We start from the raw sequence: 18,224 nt of genomic DNA, 5'->3' as shown, positions 1-18,224 counted from the left end.
GCAGCGTCAGGCGCGCTTCGTCCGTCCCCTCGGCTTCGTCGCCAGCACGTTGCGGATCGCGAAGCTCGAATGGATCCGCGAGACGCCGGGCATCGCCGAGAGGATTTCCTTGTGGATGCGCTCGAATTCGCCGGCATTGGCGACCTCGACGCGCAGCAGGTAATCCGAGCCGCCCGTCATCAGGAAGCATTCGCGGATTTCCGGGTGTTTTCGGACGGCCGCCTCGAAACGGTCGAGGTGGTCCTCCGTCTGGCGTTCCAGCGTGATGTTGATGATGACCGCGATGGTCGATTCCGCATTCGAGGCATCCACCAGCGCGGTATAGCCGCGGATGACGCCTGCCTGCTCCATCAGCTTGATGCGCCTGAGGCAGGCCGAAGGGGAGAGGCCCACTTCGGCCGCCAGCCGCGCGTTGCTCATGCGTGCATCGAGGCGCAGAAGGCGCAGGATGTTGCGGTCTATGGCGTCGAGAGCGGTCATTGCAGATCATTCCAAACTGTCGTTGTTTCTTTCAAAAATCATAGCACCACGCAACAATCAAGCGCTGTTTCGTCGGCAATTTCACGATCGTTTCACTAGGCTCCGCGTGATGTGGGAGGCAGGGCATGGATGGCGTGACGAGAACAGACAGGCAGAGCGAAGCGGCCGGCGCCGGTGGCGCATCGGGCTACCTGACCATCGATCTGGCGGCCCTTGCCCGCAACTATGAACGGCTCTGTGCCGAAGTCGCGCCGGCGCGTGCCGCCGCCGTCGTCAAGGCCGATGCCTATGGGCTCGGCGCCGCGCGGGTCGCCGAAAGGCTCTACGCCCATGGCTGCCGCGATTTCTTCGTCGCGCAATTCGTCGAGGCCCTCGCCCTAAGGCCGGTGCTTGCCTCCGACGCGACGGTCTTCGTGCTGAACGGCCTCCAGCCCGGCAATGAATTCCCCGCCGCGCGGGACGGTATCGTGCCGGTCATCAACTCGCTGGAGCAGTGGCGGCAATGGGCGGATGCCGCCCGGATGCTCGCCCGCAGGCTGCCGGCCGTCCTGCAATTCGACACCGGCATGTCGCGCCTCGGCGTGCCGCCGGAAGAGCGGGCCGCCCTTGCCGATCTGGTGAAGGCCGAAGGCGGGATCGACGTCCTCTTCGTCATGAGCCACCTTGCCTCCGCCGACGATGCGGACAGCGGGCAGAACGGCGACCAGCTTGCCGAGATGGCGCGCGTTACGGCGGACTTCCCGCAGCTTCCCGTCTGCTTTGCCAATTCCGGCGGTGTCTTCCTCGGCAAGGCCTATCATGGCGTTCTCGCCCGTCCCGGCATCGCGCTTTACGGCGGCGCGCCGACGGCTGGACGCGCCAACCCGATGGAGCCCGTCGTGCGCCTCGACATCGCCGTGGTGCAGACGCGCACTGTGCCCACCGGCACGCGCGTCGGCTACAGCGGCACGCATGTCACGACCGGCCCCACCCGTCTCGCCACCATCGCCGCCGGCTATGCCGACGGCATGCTGCGCAGCCTTTCGGGGCGCGGCGCCGTCTTCTGCGATGGCGTGCGCCTGCCCATTGTCGGCCGCGTCTCGATGGACAGCATCACCATCGACGTCTCCGCCCTGCCGGAAGGCCGCCTCAAGCTCGGCAGCCTTATGGAAGTGCTGGGCCCGCACCAGACGCTAGAGGACGTGGCGCGCGACGCAGGCACCATTTCCTACGAGATCCTGACCAGCCTCGGCCACCGCTACGAGCGGCAATACCGCTAGGGCGACTTCGCGCGGAGCATCCGCCGCACTCGCGACCGCCTTGAAAACAAAAGACAAAGCATTTTCTTTCCAGTGAGGATACCATGAAAGTCATCGTTCTCGGCGCCGGCATCGTCGGCGTCACGTCGGCCTACCAGCTTGCCAGGGCGGGGCACGAGGTCACGGTCGTCGACCGCCAGCCCGGCCCGGCGCTGGAGACCAGCTTCGCCAATGCCGGCGAGGTCTCCTTCGGCTATTGCTCGCCCTGGGCCGCGCCCGGCATTCCGATGAAGGCTTTGAAATGGCTGTTCATGGAACATGCCCCGCTGATCCTTCGCCCCAAGGTCGACGGCGCCATGCTGTCCTGGATGGTGAAGATGCTCCGCAACTGCACCTCCGGCCGCTATGCCATCAACAAGAGCCGCATGCTGCGCCTTGCCGATTACAGCCGCGTCTCCATCGCCGCGCTGCGCGAGGAAACGGGCATCGCCTATGACGAGCGCATGCAGGGCACGCTGCAGCTCTTCCGCACCCAGGCCCAGCTCGACGCCTCGGCCAAGGACGTCAAGGCGCTCGCCGCCGACGGCATTCCCTATGAAGTGCTCGATCCCGAAGGCTGCATCCGCGTCGAGCCGGCGCTGAGGCACGTGCGCGAGAAGATCGTCGGCGGCCTGCTGACGCCGAAGGACGAGACCGGCGACTGCTTCAAGTTCTCCAACGCGCTGGCCGCGAAGGCCGAGGCGCTCGGCGTTCGCTTCAACTACGGCAACATCATCCGCGGCCTCGATGTGGAGGGCGGCCGCGTCACCGGCGTCGTCACCGCGCACGGCAGGCTCGAAGCCGACGCCGTCGTCGTGGCGCTCGGCAGCTTCTCGCCGCTCCTCGTCAAGCCGCACGACATCCACCTCCCGGTCTACCCGGTCAAGGGCTACTCGCTGACGATCCCGATCGTCGATCCCGCGCGCGCGCCGGAATCGACCGTGATGGACGAGACCTTCAAGATCGCCATCACCCGCCTCGGCGACCGCATCCGCGTCGGCGGCATGGCGGAAATCTCCGGCTATACCAACGATCTCGGCGAGCCGCGCCGCCTCACGCTGCAGCATTCCGTCACCGACCTCTTCCCCGGAGGCGACATTTCCAAGGCCAGCTTCTGGTCCGGCCTGCGCCCGATGACGCCGGACGGCACGCCGGTCATCGGCCCGACGAAGATCGCCGGCCTCTTCCTCAACACCGGCCACGGCACGCTCGGCTGGACGATGAGCTCCGGCTCCGCCCGCGTCATCGCCGACCTCGTCTCCGGCAAGAAGCCGGATATCGACGCGACGGACCTCGCGATCGCCCGCTACGCGTAAGCCTGAAGCCATGGGCTGGCGATGAGCTTGCTTTTGAAGGGAAGAACGTCATCCCAGGTCCCTTCTCCCCGCTTGCGGGGAGAAAGTCGCGGCAGCGGGATGAGGGGCAGGCGGAGCGGAAGATAAGGGCCCCTCATCCGCCTGCCGGCACCTTCTCCCCGCAAGCGGGGAGAAGGAAGATGTGGTGCGCTCACCGGCAGCTCCCTTGCGGGAAGCATGTGGAGCGCGTCGACGACCGGCTTACTGGGCGATCGGGGCGTAGGCGCCGTTGCTCCAGCGGTTGATGTCGTAGCTGGCGTCCTTCAGGTCGCCCTTCTCGTCGAAGGTGACCGCGCCGACGACGGTGTCGATCGACTGGCCGTTTTTCAGCGCCTCGGCAACCTTCGTCGGATCGTCCGAACCGGCGCGCTCGATGCCCTGCGCGAAGGCCTGGATGACGGCGTAGGAGAAGAGCGTGAAGCCTTCCGGCTTGAAGCCGCCGGACTGGATCTTCTCGACGGCTTCCTTCGCTTCGGGCTTGGCCTGCGGATCGGACGGGAAGACGAAGAGCGTGCCTTCGCCGGCCGGCCCTGCGACCTGCCAGAATTCCGGCGAGGCGATGGAATCGGGCATGATGAGCTGGAACTTGTAGTTCTGCTCGGCCGCCTGGCGCAGCATGAGACCGGCTTCGGGGTGATAGCCGCCGAAATAGACGACATCGACCTTGGCGTCTTTCAGCTTCGTCACCAGCGCATTGTAGTCCTTCTCGCCCGGATTGATGCCTTCGGCGAGAACTTCCTTGAGGCCCTTCTCGTTCATGGTGGCGCGCACGGCGTCGGCGACGCCCTGGCCGTAGGCCGTCTTGTCATGCAGGACGGCGACGTTCTTGCCGGCATATTGCTGGGCGATCCACGGGCCGATGAAGGCGCCCTGCGCATCGTCGCGGGTGTAGAGACGCATGATGTTGGTCCAGCCCTTGGCGGCGGCATCGTCCGTCATGACCGGGTTGGAGGAGGCCGGGCTCATCATCAGCGTGCCGTTTTCGGCATAGACGGCGGAGGCCGGAATGCTCGAGCCCGAGCAGGCATGGCCGTCGACGAAGCCGATGCCGGCGGCCGTGATGCGGTTGGCCACCGAGACCGCCTGCTTCGGGTCGCACTGGTCGTCCTCGAACTGCAGCTTGATCTGGCGGCCGAGCACGCCGCCCTTGCCGTTGATGGCGTCGGCGGCGGCCTGCGCGCCCTGCTTGAACTGGTCGCCGATCGTGGCGAGCGGCCCGGTCATGGGGCCGGCCACGGCGATGGTCAGGTCATCCGCCCGCGCGGCCGTTCCCATGACGAGGCCGAGGGCCGTGCCGAGGATCAGAATGCTTTTCATATATTTCAACTCCCCTTTGCGCCCGCACCATTGCGGGTCGTTCTTGTTCGAAACCGGGTTCTCCTCAGCCCCCGCCGGCGCTGCCGGACAGAAGCGGCTGGCGTTCCATCCATTCCCACAGATAAGCGGCGAGCCCCCGGTCCACGTGGATGCGCAATGTCTGCATATCCGCGTGGAAATAGACACTGCATGTCACGCCGCAAAACTGCAAGGCCGCACATGGGCCGCCGTTGTCGGGATCGACCGTCGTCGCGCGGGCGATGAGGTCGCCGACATCCTGCCCGCGCGCTTCGAGGACGCGCAGCGCCGAGCCGACCGCCGTCACGGCATAGCCTTCCCCGTGCCATCCGGCCGGGCATTCGGTGGCCGGAACGCCCACGGCGAGCAGCCGGTCGCGGGCAACGCGCACCGCATACCGCCCGCCGGAGGCAAGCCCGAAGGCGCCGATATCGGCGCCAAGGCCATGCCGGGCGAGAAAGCGCTCGATGTTGCCGCTGACGAGATGCTGCGGCAGGCCGATGACGGCACGGATGCGGAGCGACGGCGCGGCGAGCAGCGCCTCCGACCAATCGGGCTCCGGACGCCATTTGCGGGAATTGTCAAGCATGGAGCCGACCTCCTTCCGGATCGAAGGCGCAGGGCGCGACGATGCGGGCGCGCCGCGCCTCCTTCAGGTGCTGCAATTCGATGACGTCGCCCATGCGCGAAAGGCCGCGCTCGATGAGGCCGAGGGCGATCGGCCGCTGGAGCGCGGGGCTGAAATAGCTTGACGTGACATAGCCCGTGCTGCGCAGGCCGCCCGCCGTCCGCTCGATGCCGTGCGCGCCGGTCGGCAGCACGCCCCCGCCGTCCACCGCCTCAAACCCGACGAACTGCCGGCGGTCGGCGCGTGCGGCATCCTCGGTGATCAGCGAGCGGCGGCCGATGAACTCGACCTTCTTTCTTTCCAGCGGCGCGGCAAGGCCGAAATCCATCGGCCGGCTCGTTCCATCCGTATCCTTGCCGATGACGACATAACCTTTCTCCGCGCGCAGGATCATGAGCGCCTCCAGGCCGAGCAGCGTCGCGCCGTAAGCCTCGCCCTCCCGCCGCAGCCGCGACCAGAGCGCGGCGGCATGGTCGGCCGGAACGGAGATCTCGTAGGACCGTTCGCCGGTGAAGCTGACGCGGGCGATCCGCACCGGGGCCCCTTCGAAAGCGCCGGAGACGACGGCCATATGCGGCAGGGCCGCATCGTCGAGCGCCGCGTCCAGGCCGAGCGCGGCGATCAGCGCCGGCGCCTCGCGGCCGGACACCGTCAGCGTCGCCATTTCCGCCGTCGCATTGTGGATGAAGATGCGGCTGCGGTCGAAACGGTCCTGCCGCCATTCCTCCAGAAGGGCATACACGCCCGCGACATGGGAGGAGGAGCAGGAGACGACGAAGCGGTTCTCGTCGAGGCGCACCAGCACGCCGTCGTCGTAGATATTGCCGGCCTCGCTGAGGATGAAGCCGTAGCGGCAACGGCCGGGGGAAAGCGTCGAGACGGTGTTGTAATAGATGAAGTCGAGGAAGGGTGCGGCATCCGGGCCGATGACCTCGATCTTGCCGAGGGGCGAGCCGTCGAAGAGCACGACACCCTTGCGCGCCGCCGCAGCCTCGGCCTGGATGCGGGCCTCCGCGGGGCCTTCGCCATAATAGGCCGGCCGCAGCCAGCCGCCATATTCGCGGAAGACGGCGCCATCCGCCCGGTGCTCCCTTTCGAGCGGAAGGCGGCGCAGCGGGTTCATGAGCGTACCGGAGCGGGCGCCCGCGAAGGAGGCGAGCGGAACCGGCGTGAAGGGCGGGCGATAGGTCGTCGTGCCGACTTCGGGAATACGGCGGCCGGTGATCTCGGCCATCAGCGCGAGGCCGTTGACATTCGAGGTCTTGCCCTGGTCGGTCGCCATGCCGAGCGTGGTATAACGCTTCAGGTGCTCGACGGAGACGAAGTTTTCCCGGACGGCGAGTTCCACGTCCTTGGCGGTGACGTCGTTCTGGAGATCGATCCAGACCCGCTCCTTCGCCCCCGGCTTCGGCCATGCGGCGACGATACCGAAATCGCGGGGCGCCCCTTCCGCAAGCTCTGCCGGAAGGCCGAAATCGCCGGCCGCGGCCCCGACCACCTCGACGCCCCCCACCGGCCGGCCGGGCACGAAGGCGAGAATGTCGTCGCGCCAGTCGAGCTTGCCCTGCGCCTGGCAATAGAGATGTACGGTCGGCGTGAAGCCGCCGGAAACGAGCACCGCATCCGCCTCCAACACGCTGCCATTGGAAAGCCGGACGGCACTGACGGCGCCGCGGCCGCTCGCCGAGACGACGGTGAGCCCCTTCAGCACCCGCAGCCCGGCGGGCGTCGGGGCATCGGGGCGATAGTCGACGACGGTGACCTCGGCGCCGGCGCCCGCCAGCGCTTCCGCCGCCTCATAGGCAAGGCCGTTATTGGTGGCGACGACGATCTTCCGCCCGGCGGCGATGCCGAAGCGGCGGAGATAGACGAGCGCGGCCTCCGCCGACATGACGCCCGGCAGGTCGTTGTTGCCGAAGGGAAGCGGCCGTTCGATGGCGCCCGTCGCAAGCACGATGGATCCGGCGCGAACCCGCCAGAGCCGGTCCGGCGCACCATCCGCGCCCTTCTGGCTGAGGCCGACGAGGCGGTGGTCGTAGATGCCGAAAACCGTCGTGCCCGTCAGCACCAGCGCGCCTGCCCCTAGGAGTTCCGCTGCAACATCCGCAGCCCACTCCGCCCCCGGCTTGTCCTCAATGGTCGCCGCGCAATGAAGAAGGCTGCCGCCCGCCTGCCGCCCGTCGTCGCAAAGCACGACCCGCCGGCCGGCCCGCAGGGCCTTGCGCGCCGCGAGGAGGCCCGAGGGCCCGGCGCCGACCACCAGCACGTCGCAATGATGGTTGACCTGTTCGGCAAAGGACGGCTCGCGCAAGCCGGCATCCAGCGTCCCGAGGCCGGCCATCTGCCGGATACGCGGCTCGAACAGGTGCCAGTCGGGGAACATGAAGGTCTTGTAGTAGAAGGCCGCCGGGATGAAGCGCGAGAAGGCGTCGAGGAAGGCGTGGCGATCCTTCTCGGCGCTCGGATCGGCATTGACGCTGCGCACGGCGAGGCCATCGGCGGCCGGAACCTGCGTCGCCCGCGTGTTCGGCATGGAACCGGCGATGTCGACCAGCGCGTTCGGCTCCTCGACGCCGGCGCCCCAGAGGCCGCGCGGGCGGTGATACTTGAAGCTGCGGCCGAGGACGGAGACGCCGCCCGCCAGCAGCGCGGAGGCGACGGTGTCGCCCGCAAAGCCCTCCACCGCCTTGCCGTCGAAGGTGAAGCGCAGCGGCCTTGTCCTGTCGATGGCCGTCCCGCCCTTAGTGCGCCAAGCCGTCATCGCCGCCTCCTTCCGTCAGCGCGAAGGACCGCGCAATGCCGTGGTGCACTGTATCGCGCTCCATGCGGAACACCTCCCCGCAGGTCATGTGCATCCAGATCTCGTTTGCCGCGCCGCGCAGGTTGTTCCGTTCATGAAGGTAGGCGGTCCATTCGCCATCCGTGACGTCGCGAAAACCTTCCGGGCGGTGGTTGCCGGCGTCGCCGCCGAAGTGGAATTCCGTCTCGGAACGCGGCCCGCAGAAGGGGCATGGGAAAAGCTGCATCCGGTCCTCCTAATGCGCGATGCCGGAGCCGGCAGCCTCATCGATCAGCCGTCCGCGGGCGAAGCGGTCGAGATCGAAGGGGCGGCTGACGTCGTGGTGCCTGCCGGTGGCGAGGAGATGCGCGAGCAGCGTGCCGCCCGCGGGAATCGCCTTGAAGCCGCCCGTTCCCCAGCCGCAATTGAGGAAGAGGCCGGGCAGCGGGCTTTCGCCGAGGATCGGCGAGGAATCCGGCGTGACGTCGACGATGCCGGCCCATTGCCGCATCAGCCGGAGCTGCCGGAAGCTCGGGAACATTTCCAGGAGCCCCGAGATCACCGTCTCCAGCATCGGCAGGTTACCGCGCTGGCCGTAGGAGGGAACGCGGTCGAGCCCGCCGCCGATGACGAGCTCGCCCTTGTCCGACTGGCTGGCATAGGTGCCGGTGGCCGGCGACAGGACGACCGTATCGAGCGCCGGCTTGATCGGCTCGGAAACGCAGGCCTGCAAGGCATAGGAGGTGATCGGCAGGCGGAAGCCGGCCTTGGCCGCAAGGTGGGACGAATGGCCGGCGACGACCATGCCGACCCGCTCGGCGCGGATCTCGCCGCGGCTCGTCTTCACGCCGTGGCATCGCCCGCCCTCGATGAGGAAGTCCTCGACCTCGCAGGACTGGATGATATCGACGCCCAGCCGGTCGGCGGCGCGCGCATAGCCCCAGGCGACCGCATCGTGCCGCGCCGTGCCGGCCCTGCCCTGCCAGACGCCGCCGAAGACCGGGTAACGCGCATCGGGCGACATGTCGAGCAGCGGTAGCACGCGACGCACGTCCTCGATGCCGAAGAGCTCGGCATCCGTGCCGTTGATCTGCATGGCATTGACGGTGCGCGCCGCCATCTCCATCTCCGCCTCGCTGTGGGCGAGCGTGATGATGCCGCGCTGGGAAAGCATGATATTGTAGTTGAGGTCGCGGCCAAGCCCTTCGTAGAGCTTCAGGGCCATCTCGTAGAGCGCCGTGCTCTCGGGGAAGAAGTAGTTGGAGCGCACGACCGTCGTGTTGCGCCCCGTATTGCCGCCGCCGAGCCAGCCCTTCTCGATGACCGCGACATTGCGGATATTATGAACCTTGGCGAGATAGTACGCCGTCGCCAGCCCATGCCCGCCACCGCCGATGATAAGGATGTCGTAGCGCGGCTTCGGCTGCGGCGAGCGCCACGCCTGCTGCCAGCCTTTCTGGCCGGCAAGCCCTTCCTTGAAGAGCGAAAGCGCCGAGTAATGCCGCGTCATCGCACTCCATCCTTTGCAGGGTAGAGCCGCTTTGTCGAGAAAGCGACGGCCGGATTTTTCCTCATGAATCCCCCTCCCGGCAGGCCCGCGCCTGTCGTTGGATGAATTTCATATCCTCTCTGTACATGGATGTCCATTGGGGTTTGAAAAGCATCCACGTTCCTTCCACGCAAGTGCAAGAGACTGGGGAAATCGTCTGTACAGAAGTGAACGGAAGTCAGCCGTCGGGCAGCAGCCGGTGCATCACCGCAGTGAAATCCGCCACCTCGCCTTCCGTGGCCGGGCGGCCGGTGAAGGTCAGGAGATAGGAGCGGAGATGGCTGAGGCGCTCGTCGCGACTATCGCCGATGCCGAGCGTGAAATGACCGACCTGCGTGAAATAGAGGACGCGCGCCCGGGTGAAGGCTTCCTCCTCCGGATAGTCGTAGCGCAGGAACATCCGCTTTATGGCGTCGATCCGCTGATCGTCCGCCTGCCCGACGACCGCGCGCACCGTGGCGTCGACGCGTCCCCAGGCGCGAATGGCGGCATCCAGCGGAGGATCGAAAAGCGCGGGATCGACCCAGCATTCGAAGATATGGCAGACGCCTTCATTGGCCGATGCGGCCGGGCGCAGGGCGCGCTCGATGATCGGGCCGGTATTCTTGCGCAGCCAATGGTCCAGCAATTCGCGCTGCAAGGCGTGCAGATCGGTGAAGAACCAGTAGAAGCTGGAGCGCGACACGCCGAGCTTCTTGGCAAGAACCTGGATCTTGACGTGCCCGATGCTCTCTTCGACCAGCGCCTCGACGCCGGCCTCGATCCACGCCTCGCGCGTCATGCGTCCGGCGGCCTGCTTCGCCCCGGAGGGCTTTCCTGCACTCACCTCGTCCCCTCTGGTTCGTTCCACGGCGCCATCTTGCGCAAAGCCCGGTCGATGGCAAGGCGGGCGGACGCCAGTTGCAAATCGTGGGATCGCTTCCGCTCAGCCGGTGCGCCGGAAACCTTCGCTGGCGGCAAGCAGGCCGCGCGTATAGTCCTGCGTCACCCTGCGGGCAGCAAGATCGGCGGCGGTCAGCTCTTCCACGGCGCGGCCGTTCTGCATCACCATCAGCCGGTCGCACATATGGGTGACGACGGCGAGGTCGTGGCTGACCATGACGAAGGTGAGCTTGCGGGCAGCGCGGAGCTGTTCGAGCAGGTTCAGCACCTCGGCCTGCACCGAGGCGTCGAGCGCGGAGGTCGGCTCGTCGAGCAGCAGGATCGAGGGTTCGAGGATCAGCGCGCGGGCGATCGCCACGCGCTGGCGCTGGCCGCCGGAGAGCTGGTGCGAATAGCGGAAGCGGAAGCCGGAGCCGAGGCCCACCTCGTCGAGTGCCCGCACGATACGGTTTTCGGTATCGGTGAAACCGTGGATGGCGAGCGGTTCGAGGAGCAGGCGGTCGACCGTCTGGCGTGGATGCAGCGAGCCGTAGGGGTCCTGGAAGACCATCTGGACCTTGCGGTAGAAGGCCTTGTCGCGCTTGTCGGCGAGCGGCTTTCCGTCCACCGTGATCGTGCCGGCGGATACCGGCGCAAGACCCGCGACGGCGCGCAGCAGCGTCGACTTGCCGGAGCCGGATTCGCCGACGAGGCCGTAGGACTCGCCCGGCGCGACCGAGAGGCTGACATCGTCGAGCGCCGTGAAGTCGTCATAGACGACGCCGAGGCCGTTTATGGCAAGGGCCGGCATCATGTCCGCCACTCCGGTTTGCGGTCGAGCACGGGCAGCGGATGCCGGTCGGCGCCGATCTGCGGCATGCAATTCAAGAGACCGCGCGTATAGGGATGCTGCGCCTCGGAAAGCTTCTCGGCCGGCAGCTCCTCGACGATGCGGCCGGCATACATGACGATGACGCGGTCGCAGAAGGACGAGACGAGGCGCAGGTCGTGCGAGATGAAGATAAGCCCCATGCCGCGCTCGGCGACCAGCCGGTTGAGGATGTCGAGCACGTCGAGCTGTACCGTCACGTCCAACGCCGAGGTCGGCTCGTCGGCGATGAGGAGTTCGGGGCCGGCGACGAGCATCATGGCGATCATCGCGCGCTGGCCCATGCCCCCGGAGACCTCGTGCGGATAGAGGCCGAAGACGCGCTCGGGATCGCGGATCTGCACGGCGGCCAGCATGTCGAGCGCGCGCTTTTTCGCCTCCGCCCGGCCGACGGGCTCGTGCGTGCGCAGCGTCTCGACGATCTGGCGGCCGATGGTCATGACCGGGTTCAGCGAATATTTCGGGTCCTGCAGGATCATGGCGATGCGCTTGCCGCGCAGCGCCCGCCGCTCGGCCTTCGACGCCTTGAGGAGATCGATGCCGTTGAATTCGAGGCGTTTTGCGTCGATGACGCCGTGCTCGGCGGTCAGGCCCATGATGGCGCGGCCGGTCTGCGACTTGCCGGAACCGCTCTCGCCGACGATGCCGAGCCGCTCGCGGCCGAGCGTGAAGGAGACGCCGCGCACGGCCTCCACGACGCCGGTGCGCGTGGGGAAGGAGACACGAAGGTCCTCGACGGTCAGCAGCGCGCTCACTGGGCGCTCCCCCGCGGGTCGAGCGCATCGCGCAGGCCGTCGCCGAGCAGGTTGAAGCCGAGGCTGACGATGAGGATGGCGAAGCCCGGCATGGCGGCGACCCACCATTGATCGAGGATGAAGCGGCGGCCGGAGGCGATCATCGCGCCCCATTCGGGCAGCGGCGGCTGCGCGCCGAGGCCGAGGAAGCCGAGGCCGGCGGCGGTGAGGATGATGCCCGCCATGTCGAGCGTCACGCGCACGATGAGCGAGGAGATGCAGAGCGGCATGATATGGCGCAGCACGATGCGCCAGGGCGAGGCGCCCATGAGCTGCACGGCGAGGATATAGTCCGAATTGCGCACCGTCAGCGTCTCGGCCCGCGCGATGCGCGCATAGGGCGGCCAGGAGGTGATGGCGATGGCGATGATGGCGTTGCCGATGCCGGGGCCGAGCGCTGCGACGAAGGCGAGCGCCAGGACGAGCTTCGGGAAGGCGAGGAAGATGTCGGTGATGCGCATCAGCACCGCATCCACCCAGCCGCCGGCATAGCCGGCGACCGTGCCGACCAGCAGGCCGATGGGCGCGGCGATGACCGCCACCAGCAAGACGACCTGCAGCGTGAGGCGCGAACCATAGATGAGACGCGAGAGGATGTCGCGGCCCTGGTCGTCCGTGCCGAGCCAGTGGCCCGGCCCTGGCGTCAGCAGGCGCGCATTGGCAAGATCGCCGACATAGGGCGAATGGGGCGCGATGAGCGGCGCGAAGAGCGCGAGGAAAACGAGGCCGAGGATGATCAGGAGGCCGAGAACGGCAAGCCGGTTGGCGGTGAAGCGCCGCCAGGCGACATAGGCGCGGCCGAGCCTTGCCTGAAGGCGCGATTGCGGCCGGTCGGTCAGGAGCCATTCGCGGCGGGTCATGGCGGATTCGCTCATCGGGTCCTCGTTCTGGGATCGAGCATGCGATAGAGCACGTCGGAGAGAATATTGATCGCGATGAAGACGGAACCGATGACGATGGTGCCGCCGAGCACCGCGTTCATGTCGGCGTTCTGCAGCGAATTGGTGATGTAGAGGCCGAGGCCCGGCCAGGCGAAGACCGTCTCCGTCAGCACCGAGCCTTCGAGAAGGCCGGCATAGGAAAGCGCGATGACGGTAACGAGCGGCACGGCGGCGTTGCGCAGCGCATGGCCCCAGATGATACGGGTTTCCGAAAGGCCCTTCGCCCGCGCCGCGACGATATATTCCTGCCCCAGCTCGTTCAGCATGAAGGAGCGGGTCATGCGGCTGATATAGGCCATGGAGAAATAGCCGAGCAGAGAGGCCGGCAGGATGATGTGCGAGACGATGTCGCGGAAGGCGGCCCAGTCGCGGTTGAGGATCGCGTCGATCAGGAAGAAGCCGGTGACGGGCGTGAAGGTATATTCGAACACGACGTCGATGCGGCCGGGGCCGGAAACCCAGCCGAGGCGGGCATAGAAGACGAGGAGCGCGAGAAGGCCGAGCCAGAATATCGGCACGGAATAGCCGATGAGACCGACGATGCGCACCACCTGGTCGGAGATGCTGCCGCGCCGGACGGCGGCCAGCACGCCGAGCGGAATGCCGATGGCCGCGCCGATGATGGTGCCGACGGAGGCAAGCTCCATCGTCGCCGGGAAGACGCGGCGGATGTCCGTCATCACGGGATTGGTGGTCAGCACCGACGTGCCGAAATCGCCCTGGAGGACGCCTTTGATATAGAGCCAGAACTGCTGGTAATAAGGCAGGTCCAGCCCCATCTCCTGCCGCACGCGCTCGACCACGCGGGCCGGCGCGCGGTCGCCGACGATCGCCAGCACCGGATCGATCGGCACGACGCGGCCGATGAAGAAGGTGACGGCGAGAAGGCCGAGATAGGTCGTGGCGACGACCACGAGGAAGCCGGCAATCGATTTGAGCCTCGCATAGGCGCGCCGTTTGGCGCGCCCTGCCGGCTTTACCGTGTCAGACATGCTCAAGGAAATCGTCCTTCCGGCCTATTCCTTGCTGACGGGGGCCAGCGGGTTGGAGTCGAAGCTCGGGCCGAGCGTGTAGCCCTTGACCTTGCCGCGAACACCTGCCACCTCGATCTGCTGGAAGATCATCACGAAGGGGCTGGTGTCCAGCGCCTCCTGCTGGAGCTTCTTGTACATCTCGGCGCGCTTGTCGGAATCGCGCTCCAGAAGGGCGGCCTTGCTCTGCTCCGTCAGCTCCGGAATGTCCCAGGCATTGCGCCAGGCAAGCGTCTTGACGGAGGCGTCGTCGCCATTGTCCGGGTTCGAGGTGAAGGCTTCCGCGTTGGAGTTCGGATCCCAGTAGTCCATGCCCCACTGGCCGATATACATGTCGTGGTTGCGGGCGCGATACTTGGTCAGCGTCTGCTTGCCGTCGCCGGGAATGATCTCGACCTTGACGCCGGCCTCACCGGCGGTCTGCTGGAAGGACTCGGCAATGCCCGTCACCGGCTGCGTGTTGCGCACGTCGAAGGTGACGGAGAAGCCATCCTTCAGGCCGGCCTTATCGAGCAGTTCCTTGGCCTTCGCGACATCGAGCTTGTAGGGGCTCGCATCGAGCGCGCCGAGCACGCCCTTGGCCTGGTAGGTCTGGCGGATCTCGCCGATGCCCTTGATGAGCGTCGAGCCGATCGCGTCGTAGTCGACGAGATACTTGAGGGCCTCGCGCACCTCGGGCTTCGCCAGCTTCTCGTTCTTCTGGTTGAGGCTGATGTAGTAGACCGTGCCCTTGGGCGCGCTGGTCGTCGTCAGGTCCGCATTCTTGGAAACGGCTTCCAGGTCGCCCGGCTCCAGGTTGCGGGCGACGTCCACGTCGCCGGCTTCCAGCATCAGGCGCTGGGTCGCGCTTTCCTTGACATGGCGGTAGATGACGCGGGTGAGCACGGGCTTTTCGCCATAGTAGTTGTCGTTGCGCTCCAGCACGACGATCTCGTTGGCGCGCCAGTCGCGGATCTTGAAGGGACCGGAGCCGGCATAGTTGGTCTTCATCCAGGCATAGCCGAAGTCGGTGTCGTACCTGTAGTCGTCGCTCGGCTTGGTGGATTCGGCGTGTTCCATCACCAGCTTCTTGTCGAGCACGGCGCCGACGGTCGCGGTGAGGCAGTTCAGCACGAAGCTCGGCGCATAGGGCTTGTCGACGGTGAAGACGAAGGTGCCCTCGTCCACGGCCTTCGCCTTTTCCGCGACGTTGTCGCCCGTCAGGCCGAACTGGGTGAGGATGAAGGCGGGGCTCTTGTCGAGCTTGACGACGCGCTCGAAGGACCAAGCGACATCCTCGGCGGTGAGCGGGTTGCCGGAGGCGAACTTGATGCCCGGCTTCAGCTTGAACGTGTAGGTGAGGCCGTCGTCGGAGACGGTCCAGCTCTCGGCGACGCCGCCCTTCACCTTGGTCGTGTCGGCGATGTCGAGGCGAACGAGCATGTCATAGGCATTGCCGATGAACTCGGCCGGCGTCAGCTCGAAGGATTCGGCCGGATCGAGCGTGATCGTGTCGTCGATGGCCCAGGCCTGGACGAGCGTATCGGCCGGCGTCTCGGCAAAGGCAGGCGCCATGCCGCCGGTGGCCAGCAGCAGCGTGAAGGCCGCGCCGGCGAGCAGCGGGCGAATGCGCGAATTGATCTTTTCCCTGTTCATTCCGGTTCCCCATTTTCGATTGTGCTTGAAGGCCGTGGCACGGGATCGATGCGCCGATGCCATTTCCGCAATACAATCATAATACTGATGGGAAAAACAATCCCCCTTCGGAGACTGTCCCGGTTCGCTTCTCGCAGCAATCGAAAGCCAGCCGAAAATGCCGCGCGGAAGGGGTCAGCTTGCCGGAATGTAGGGCATCACTTCGAGCGCGCCGCGATAGATCATGTCGAGCGCGACATAGAGGATGATCGCAAGGCCGATATAGGCGATCCAGCGATGCTTGTTGAGCAGGCGGGCGATGAAGTTGGCCGCGATGCCCATCAGCGCGATGGAGAGCGCGAGGCCGACGACGAGGACGCCCGGATGCTCGCGCGCCGCGCCGGCGACGGCAAGGACGTTGTCGAGCGACATGGAGACGTCGGCAACGACGATCTGCGTCGCGGCCTGGAAGAAGGTTTTTCGCGGGGCGCCCTCGGACGTGGCGCCGTCCTCGCCCTCCTCGTGCCCGCCGCGCAGTTCGCGCCACATCTTCCAGCAGACCCAGAGCAGAAGAAGGCCGCCGGCGAGCAGCAGGCCGATGATCGCCAGCAGGTGCACGGCGACCGTGGCGAAGATGATGCGGAGGACCGTCGCCGCAAGGATGCCGACGAGGATCGCCTTCTTGCGCTGGGTAGGCTCCAGGCCGGCCGCGGCAAGGCCGATGACCACCGCATTGTCGCCCGCCAGCACGAGATCGATCGCAATGACCTGCAAGAGCGCCGTGAGGCCGGCCGTCGTCAGAATTTCCATGCTTTGCCACCTTCGGATCTGCACGTTGGGTGGAGGCCATCCCCTGCCCGCCGATACCGATCAGTACCCTTTCGGATTTGCGCTTTGCAAGACCGGCGAAAGAAGATCAGGCCACGACGCGGGCGCAGCCACGGATTTCCCCGGGCGAGCGCGATGTTTCCCCTCTTCCATTAGCTTGTTGTTCCTGACTGCCGGCCTAACGGGCAATCCTGATGGCGTCGGTTTCCGGTGATCCGGTCAAGATCTCCCAGTCGCGTGAGAAAGTGAGGCGACGGAAATCGTCCTTCCGGAAGTGCCGGCGGAATATTCGCAGGAGGCTGGCGGAAAGGCCCCCGCCGGCCGGCATGCCGCAGATATCCAGCAGCGCATCGAAGGTCGCGCGCTCGTCCTCCGGCATTTCCAGGCGCCAGGCGGCGTTGTGGCGGGCGATATAGATCGCCTCGACCAGCCGCATGGCCGGGATGGCCGCGAACCGCGCGGCCTGCTCCGGGGAAAGCGCTATGCCCGCCCCTTCGCGCGCGATGTCCGCCAGCGTCATGCGCCGGATGGCGGCGCGGGCTTCCGGCGTCCATTCCTTCGCGAAGAAGCGGTGATGGACGATCTCGCGCAGGTGCCGGATGGCGAAGGCGTCGAAATCGCCGGCATCCAGCAGGTCGCCGACATCGAGGCCGCTTTGCTCCGCCTCCCGGCGATAGGCCGAGAGGATCGCCGGGTCGAGGGCGAGGTGCGCTACGCGTATGGTTTCTAGCTCGGCCCCGTCGTCGTGAAGCGTCAGCAGCCGGTAGCCGCCGGGATAGCCGGCGGTCGAGGGCACGGCGACATTGACGATGCGATCCTGCCGCGAAACGTTGTCGATGTGCAGGTGCCCGCTGAAATGCAGCCGGAGGCCGGCCCTCACGAGCAGCGCGGCGGTGTCCTTCGACGGCGTGCGGCGCACGAAGATCGTCCGCCCGAACAGCCGCCGCTCGTCCTCCAGGGTCGCGTCGAACGGGTCGACGGCGGGATAATGGGCAAAGGCGATCAATCGTTTGCCCAGTCGTTCGGCCCGCCGGGAGACATCGGCGATCCAGTCCAGCAGATAGGGCCGGTGCGCCACCAGCGCGTTGTAGCCGGCATCCGTGCTGTCGTCGAAAGCCTCTTCCGCAAGGTCGAAATCGCCGTCGCGCGGCACGAAGACATTGCCGTCGATGGAAAGCAGCCAGACGCCCTCGACCGGTTCGACCAGATAGGACGCATCGATGAAACGGCGCTCGTGGCGGCCGTCCGGCGAGGACAGAGTGTATTGCCGGTCCGCGAGATCGTCGGACGCGCCGAACGGCGTTTCCCAGTGCAGCGCGGTGCCGTCGCGGAAGAAGCCGAGCCCGCGCGGCAGGCTTTCCGCATAGGAGCGGCAGCGCATGGCGGCGTTGAACAGCACGCCCTCGCCATCCGGCCGCGATCCCGAGACCAGGAAGAACCCGCCGTCCTCCAGCAGGAAGCTCCGGTCGAGGCTTCGGCCGGAATAGCCGTAGACGTCATGGTTGCCGACGGTCGAGAAGAACCGCATGCCGAAGCGGTCGGCATAGGACTGCATCAGCGCAAGCGAGGCCGCGACGCTTTCGTCCTGCCCGTCGTCGGAATAGTCGCCGACGACGATGACATGGCGGATGCCCCGCGCGGCGATGTCCTCGAGCACCGCGCGAAAGCCCGCCTCGCTCTCGTTGAAGAGACGCGTCGACTGGACCGTGTCGGCGAGCGTGCGCAGCTCCATCCCGCCCGGCAGGCGGTCGGCCGCGATGCGGCCCCCGCGATAGTTGCCGCGCACATTGTGCAGATGCGGATCCGCGATGATGGCGAACCGTTGGTGCATTATCGTTCCTCTCCTGGCCGGGTGGGCAGCCT

At 66.7% G+C, this 18,224-nt stretch carries 16 protein-coding genes; 2 read left to right on the top strand and 14 right to left on the bottom strand.

All coding sequences use genetic code 11. The annotated features are described in order from the left end of the window. Positions 1-6: 6 nt before the first annotated feature. Positions 7-480, bottom strand: a complete 474-nt coding sequence (locus ACZ1A1_RS09555; protein WP_119255739.1) for an Lrp/AsnC family transcriptional regulator — start codon at positions 478-480, stop codon at positions 7-9. 125 nt (positions 481-605) lie between these two features. Between ACZ1A1_RS09555 and alr the strand changes: the two genes are divergently transcribed. Continuing rightward, on the top strand, positions 606-1,739 hold the full coding sequence (gene alr, locus ACZ1A1_RS09550) for an alanine racemase (RefSeq protein WP_463619720.1): 1,134 nt from the start codon (positions 606-608) through the stop codon (positions 1,737-1,739). A gap of 83 nt (positions 1,740-1,822) precedes the next feature. After that, on the top strand, positions 1,823-3,073 hold the full coding sequence (locus ACZ1A1_RS09545) for a D-amino acid dehydrogenase (RefSeq protein WP_463619719.1): 1,251 nt from the start codon (positions 1,823-1,825) through the stop codon (positions 3,071-3,073). Positions 3,074-3,313: 240 nt separating this feature from the next. On the opposite strand, the gene ACZ1A1_RS09540 is transcribed toward ACZ1A1_RS09545, so the two are convergent. The 13 genes from ACZ1A1_RS09540 to ACZ1A1_RS09480 form a co-directional block, all read right to left on the bottom strand. Then, positions 3,314-4,429 carry a branched-chain amino acid ABC transporter substrate-binding protein gene (locus tag ACZ1A1_RS09540; protein WP_313195400.1) on the bottom strand — a complete coding sequence of 372 codons (1,116 nt, stop codon included), beginning with the start codon at positions 4,427-4,429 and terminating at the stop codon, positions 3,314-3,316. Positions 4,430-4,493: 64 nt separating this feature from the next. Next, positions 4,494-5,036 carry a hypothetical protein gene (locus ACZ1A1_RS09535; protein WP_463619718.1) on the bottom strand — a complete coding sequence of 181 codons (543 nt, stop codon included), beginning with the start codon at positions 5,034-5,036 and terminating at the stop codon, positions 4,494-4,496. After that, positions 5,029-7,836: a 2Fe-2S iron-sulfur cluster-binding protein gene (locus tag ACZ1A1_RS09530; RefSeq protein ID WP_463619716.1), complete on the bottom strand. Its 2,808-nt coding sequence runs from the start codon at positions 7,834-7,836 to the stop codon at positions 5,029-5,031. The genes ACZ1A1_RS09535 and ACZ1A1_RS09530 overlap by 8 nt, the downstream gene beginning before the upstream one ends. Next, on the bottom strand, positions 7,817-8,101 hold the full coding sequence (locus ACZ1A1_RS09525; protein ID WP_119255734.1) for a sarcosine oxidase subunit delta: 285 nt from the start codon (positions 8,099-8,101) through the stop codon (positions 7,817-7,819). The genes ACZ1A1_RS09530 and ACZ1A1_RS09525 overlap by 20 nt, the downstream gene beginning before the upstream one ends. A 9-nt stretch (positions 8,102-8,110) precedes the next feature. Next, entirely contained in the window at positions 8,111-9,364 is a 1,254-nt protein-coding gene (locus ACZ1A1_RS09520) for a sarcosine oxidase subunit beta family protein (protein ID WP_415213409.1), read from the bottom strand. Positions 9,365-9,581: 217 nt separating this feature from the next. After that, the gene (locus tag ACZ1A1_RS09515) at positions 9,582-10,253 is read right to left on the bottom strand and encodes a TetR/AcrR family transcriptional regulator (protein WP_463619715.1); all 672 of its coding nucleotides are present in this window, start codon (positions 10,251-10,253) and stop codon (positions 9,582-9,584) included. Positions 10,254-10,328: 75 nt separating this feature from the next. Then, positions 10,329-11,078 (bottom strand): ABC transporter ATP-binding protein, encoded by a 750-nt coding sequence (locus ACZ1A1_RS09510; RefSeq protein ID WP_463619714.1) that lies wholly within the window; start codon positions 11,076-11,078, stop codon positions 10,329-10,331. Then, positions 11,075-11,908 carry an ABC transporter ATP-binding protein gene (locus ACZ1A1_RS09505; RefSeq protein ID WP_463619713.1) on the bottom strand — a complete coding sequence of 278 codons (834 nt, stop codon included), beginning with the start codon at positions 11,906-11,908 and terminating at the stop codon, positions 11,075-11,077. The genes ACZ1A1_RS09510 and ACZ1A1_RS09505 overlap by 4 nt, the downstream gene beginning before the upstream one ends. After that, a complete protein-coding gene (gene nikC, locus ACZ1A1_RS09500) occupies positions 11,905-12,822 on the bottom strand; it encodes a nickel transporter permease (RefSeq protein WP_463619712.1) in 918 nt (305 codons plus the stop codon). Before nikC ends, ACZ1A1_RS09505 begins: the two co-directional genes overlap by 4 nt. Then, positions 12,819-13,880, bottom strand: a complete 1,062-nt coding sequence (locus tag ACZ1A1_RS09495) for an ABC transporter permease (protein WP_463619711.1) — start codon at positions 13,878-13,880, stop codon at positions 12,819-12,821. Before ACZ1A1_RS09495 ends, nikC begins: the two co-directional genes overlap by 4 nt. A 24-nt stretch (positions 13,881-13,904) precedes the next feature. After that, positions 13,905-15,554: an ABC transporter substrate-binding protein gene (locus tag ACZ1A1_RS09490; protein WP_463619710.1), complete on the bottom strand. Its 1,650-nt coding sequence runs from the start codon at positions 15,552-15,554 to the stop codon at positions 13,905-13,907. Between the two features lie 174 nt (positions 15,555-15,728). Beyond that, positions 15,729-16,343 carry a TerC family protein gene (locus ACZ1A1_RS09485; protein ID WP_463619709.1) on the bottom strand — a complete coding sequence of 205 codons (615 nt, stop codon included), beginning with the start codon at positions 16,341-16,343 and terminating at the stop codon, positions 15,729-15,731. Between the two features lie 196 nt (positions 16,344-16,539). Further along, the gene (locus tag ACZ1A1_RS09480; RefSeq protein ID WP_463619708.1) at positions 16,540-18,192 is read right to left on the bottom strand and encodes a metallophosphoesterase family protein; all 1,653 of its coding nucleotides are present in this window, start codon (positions 18,190-18,192) and stop codon (positions 16,540-16,542) included. Positions 18,193-18,224 lie beyond the last annotated feature (32 nt).

The organism is Shinella sp. R2-11, from assembly GCF_055330205.1.
This window is presented reverse-complemented; position numbering and strand designations above follow the sequence as displayed.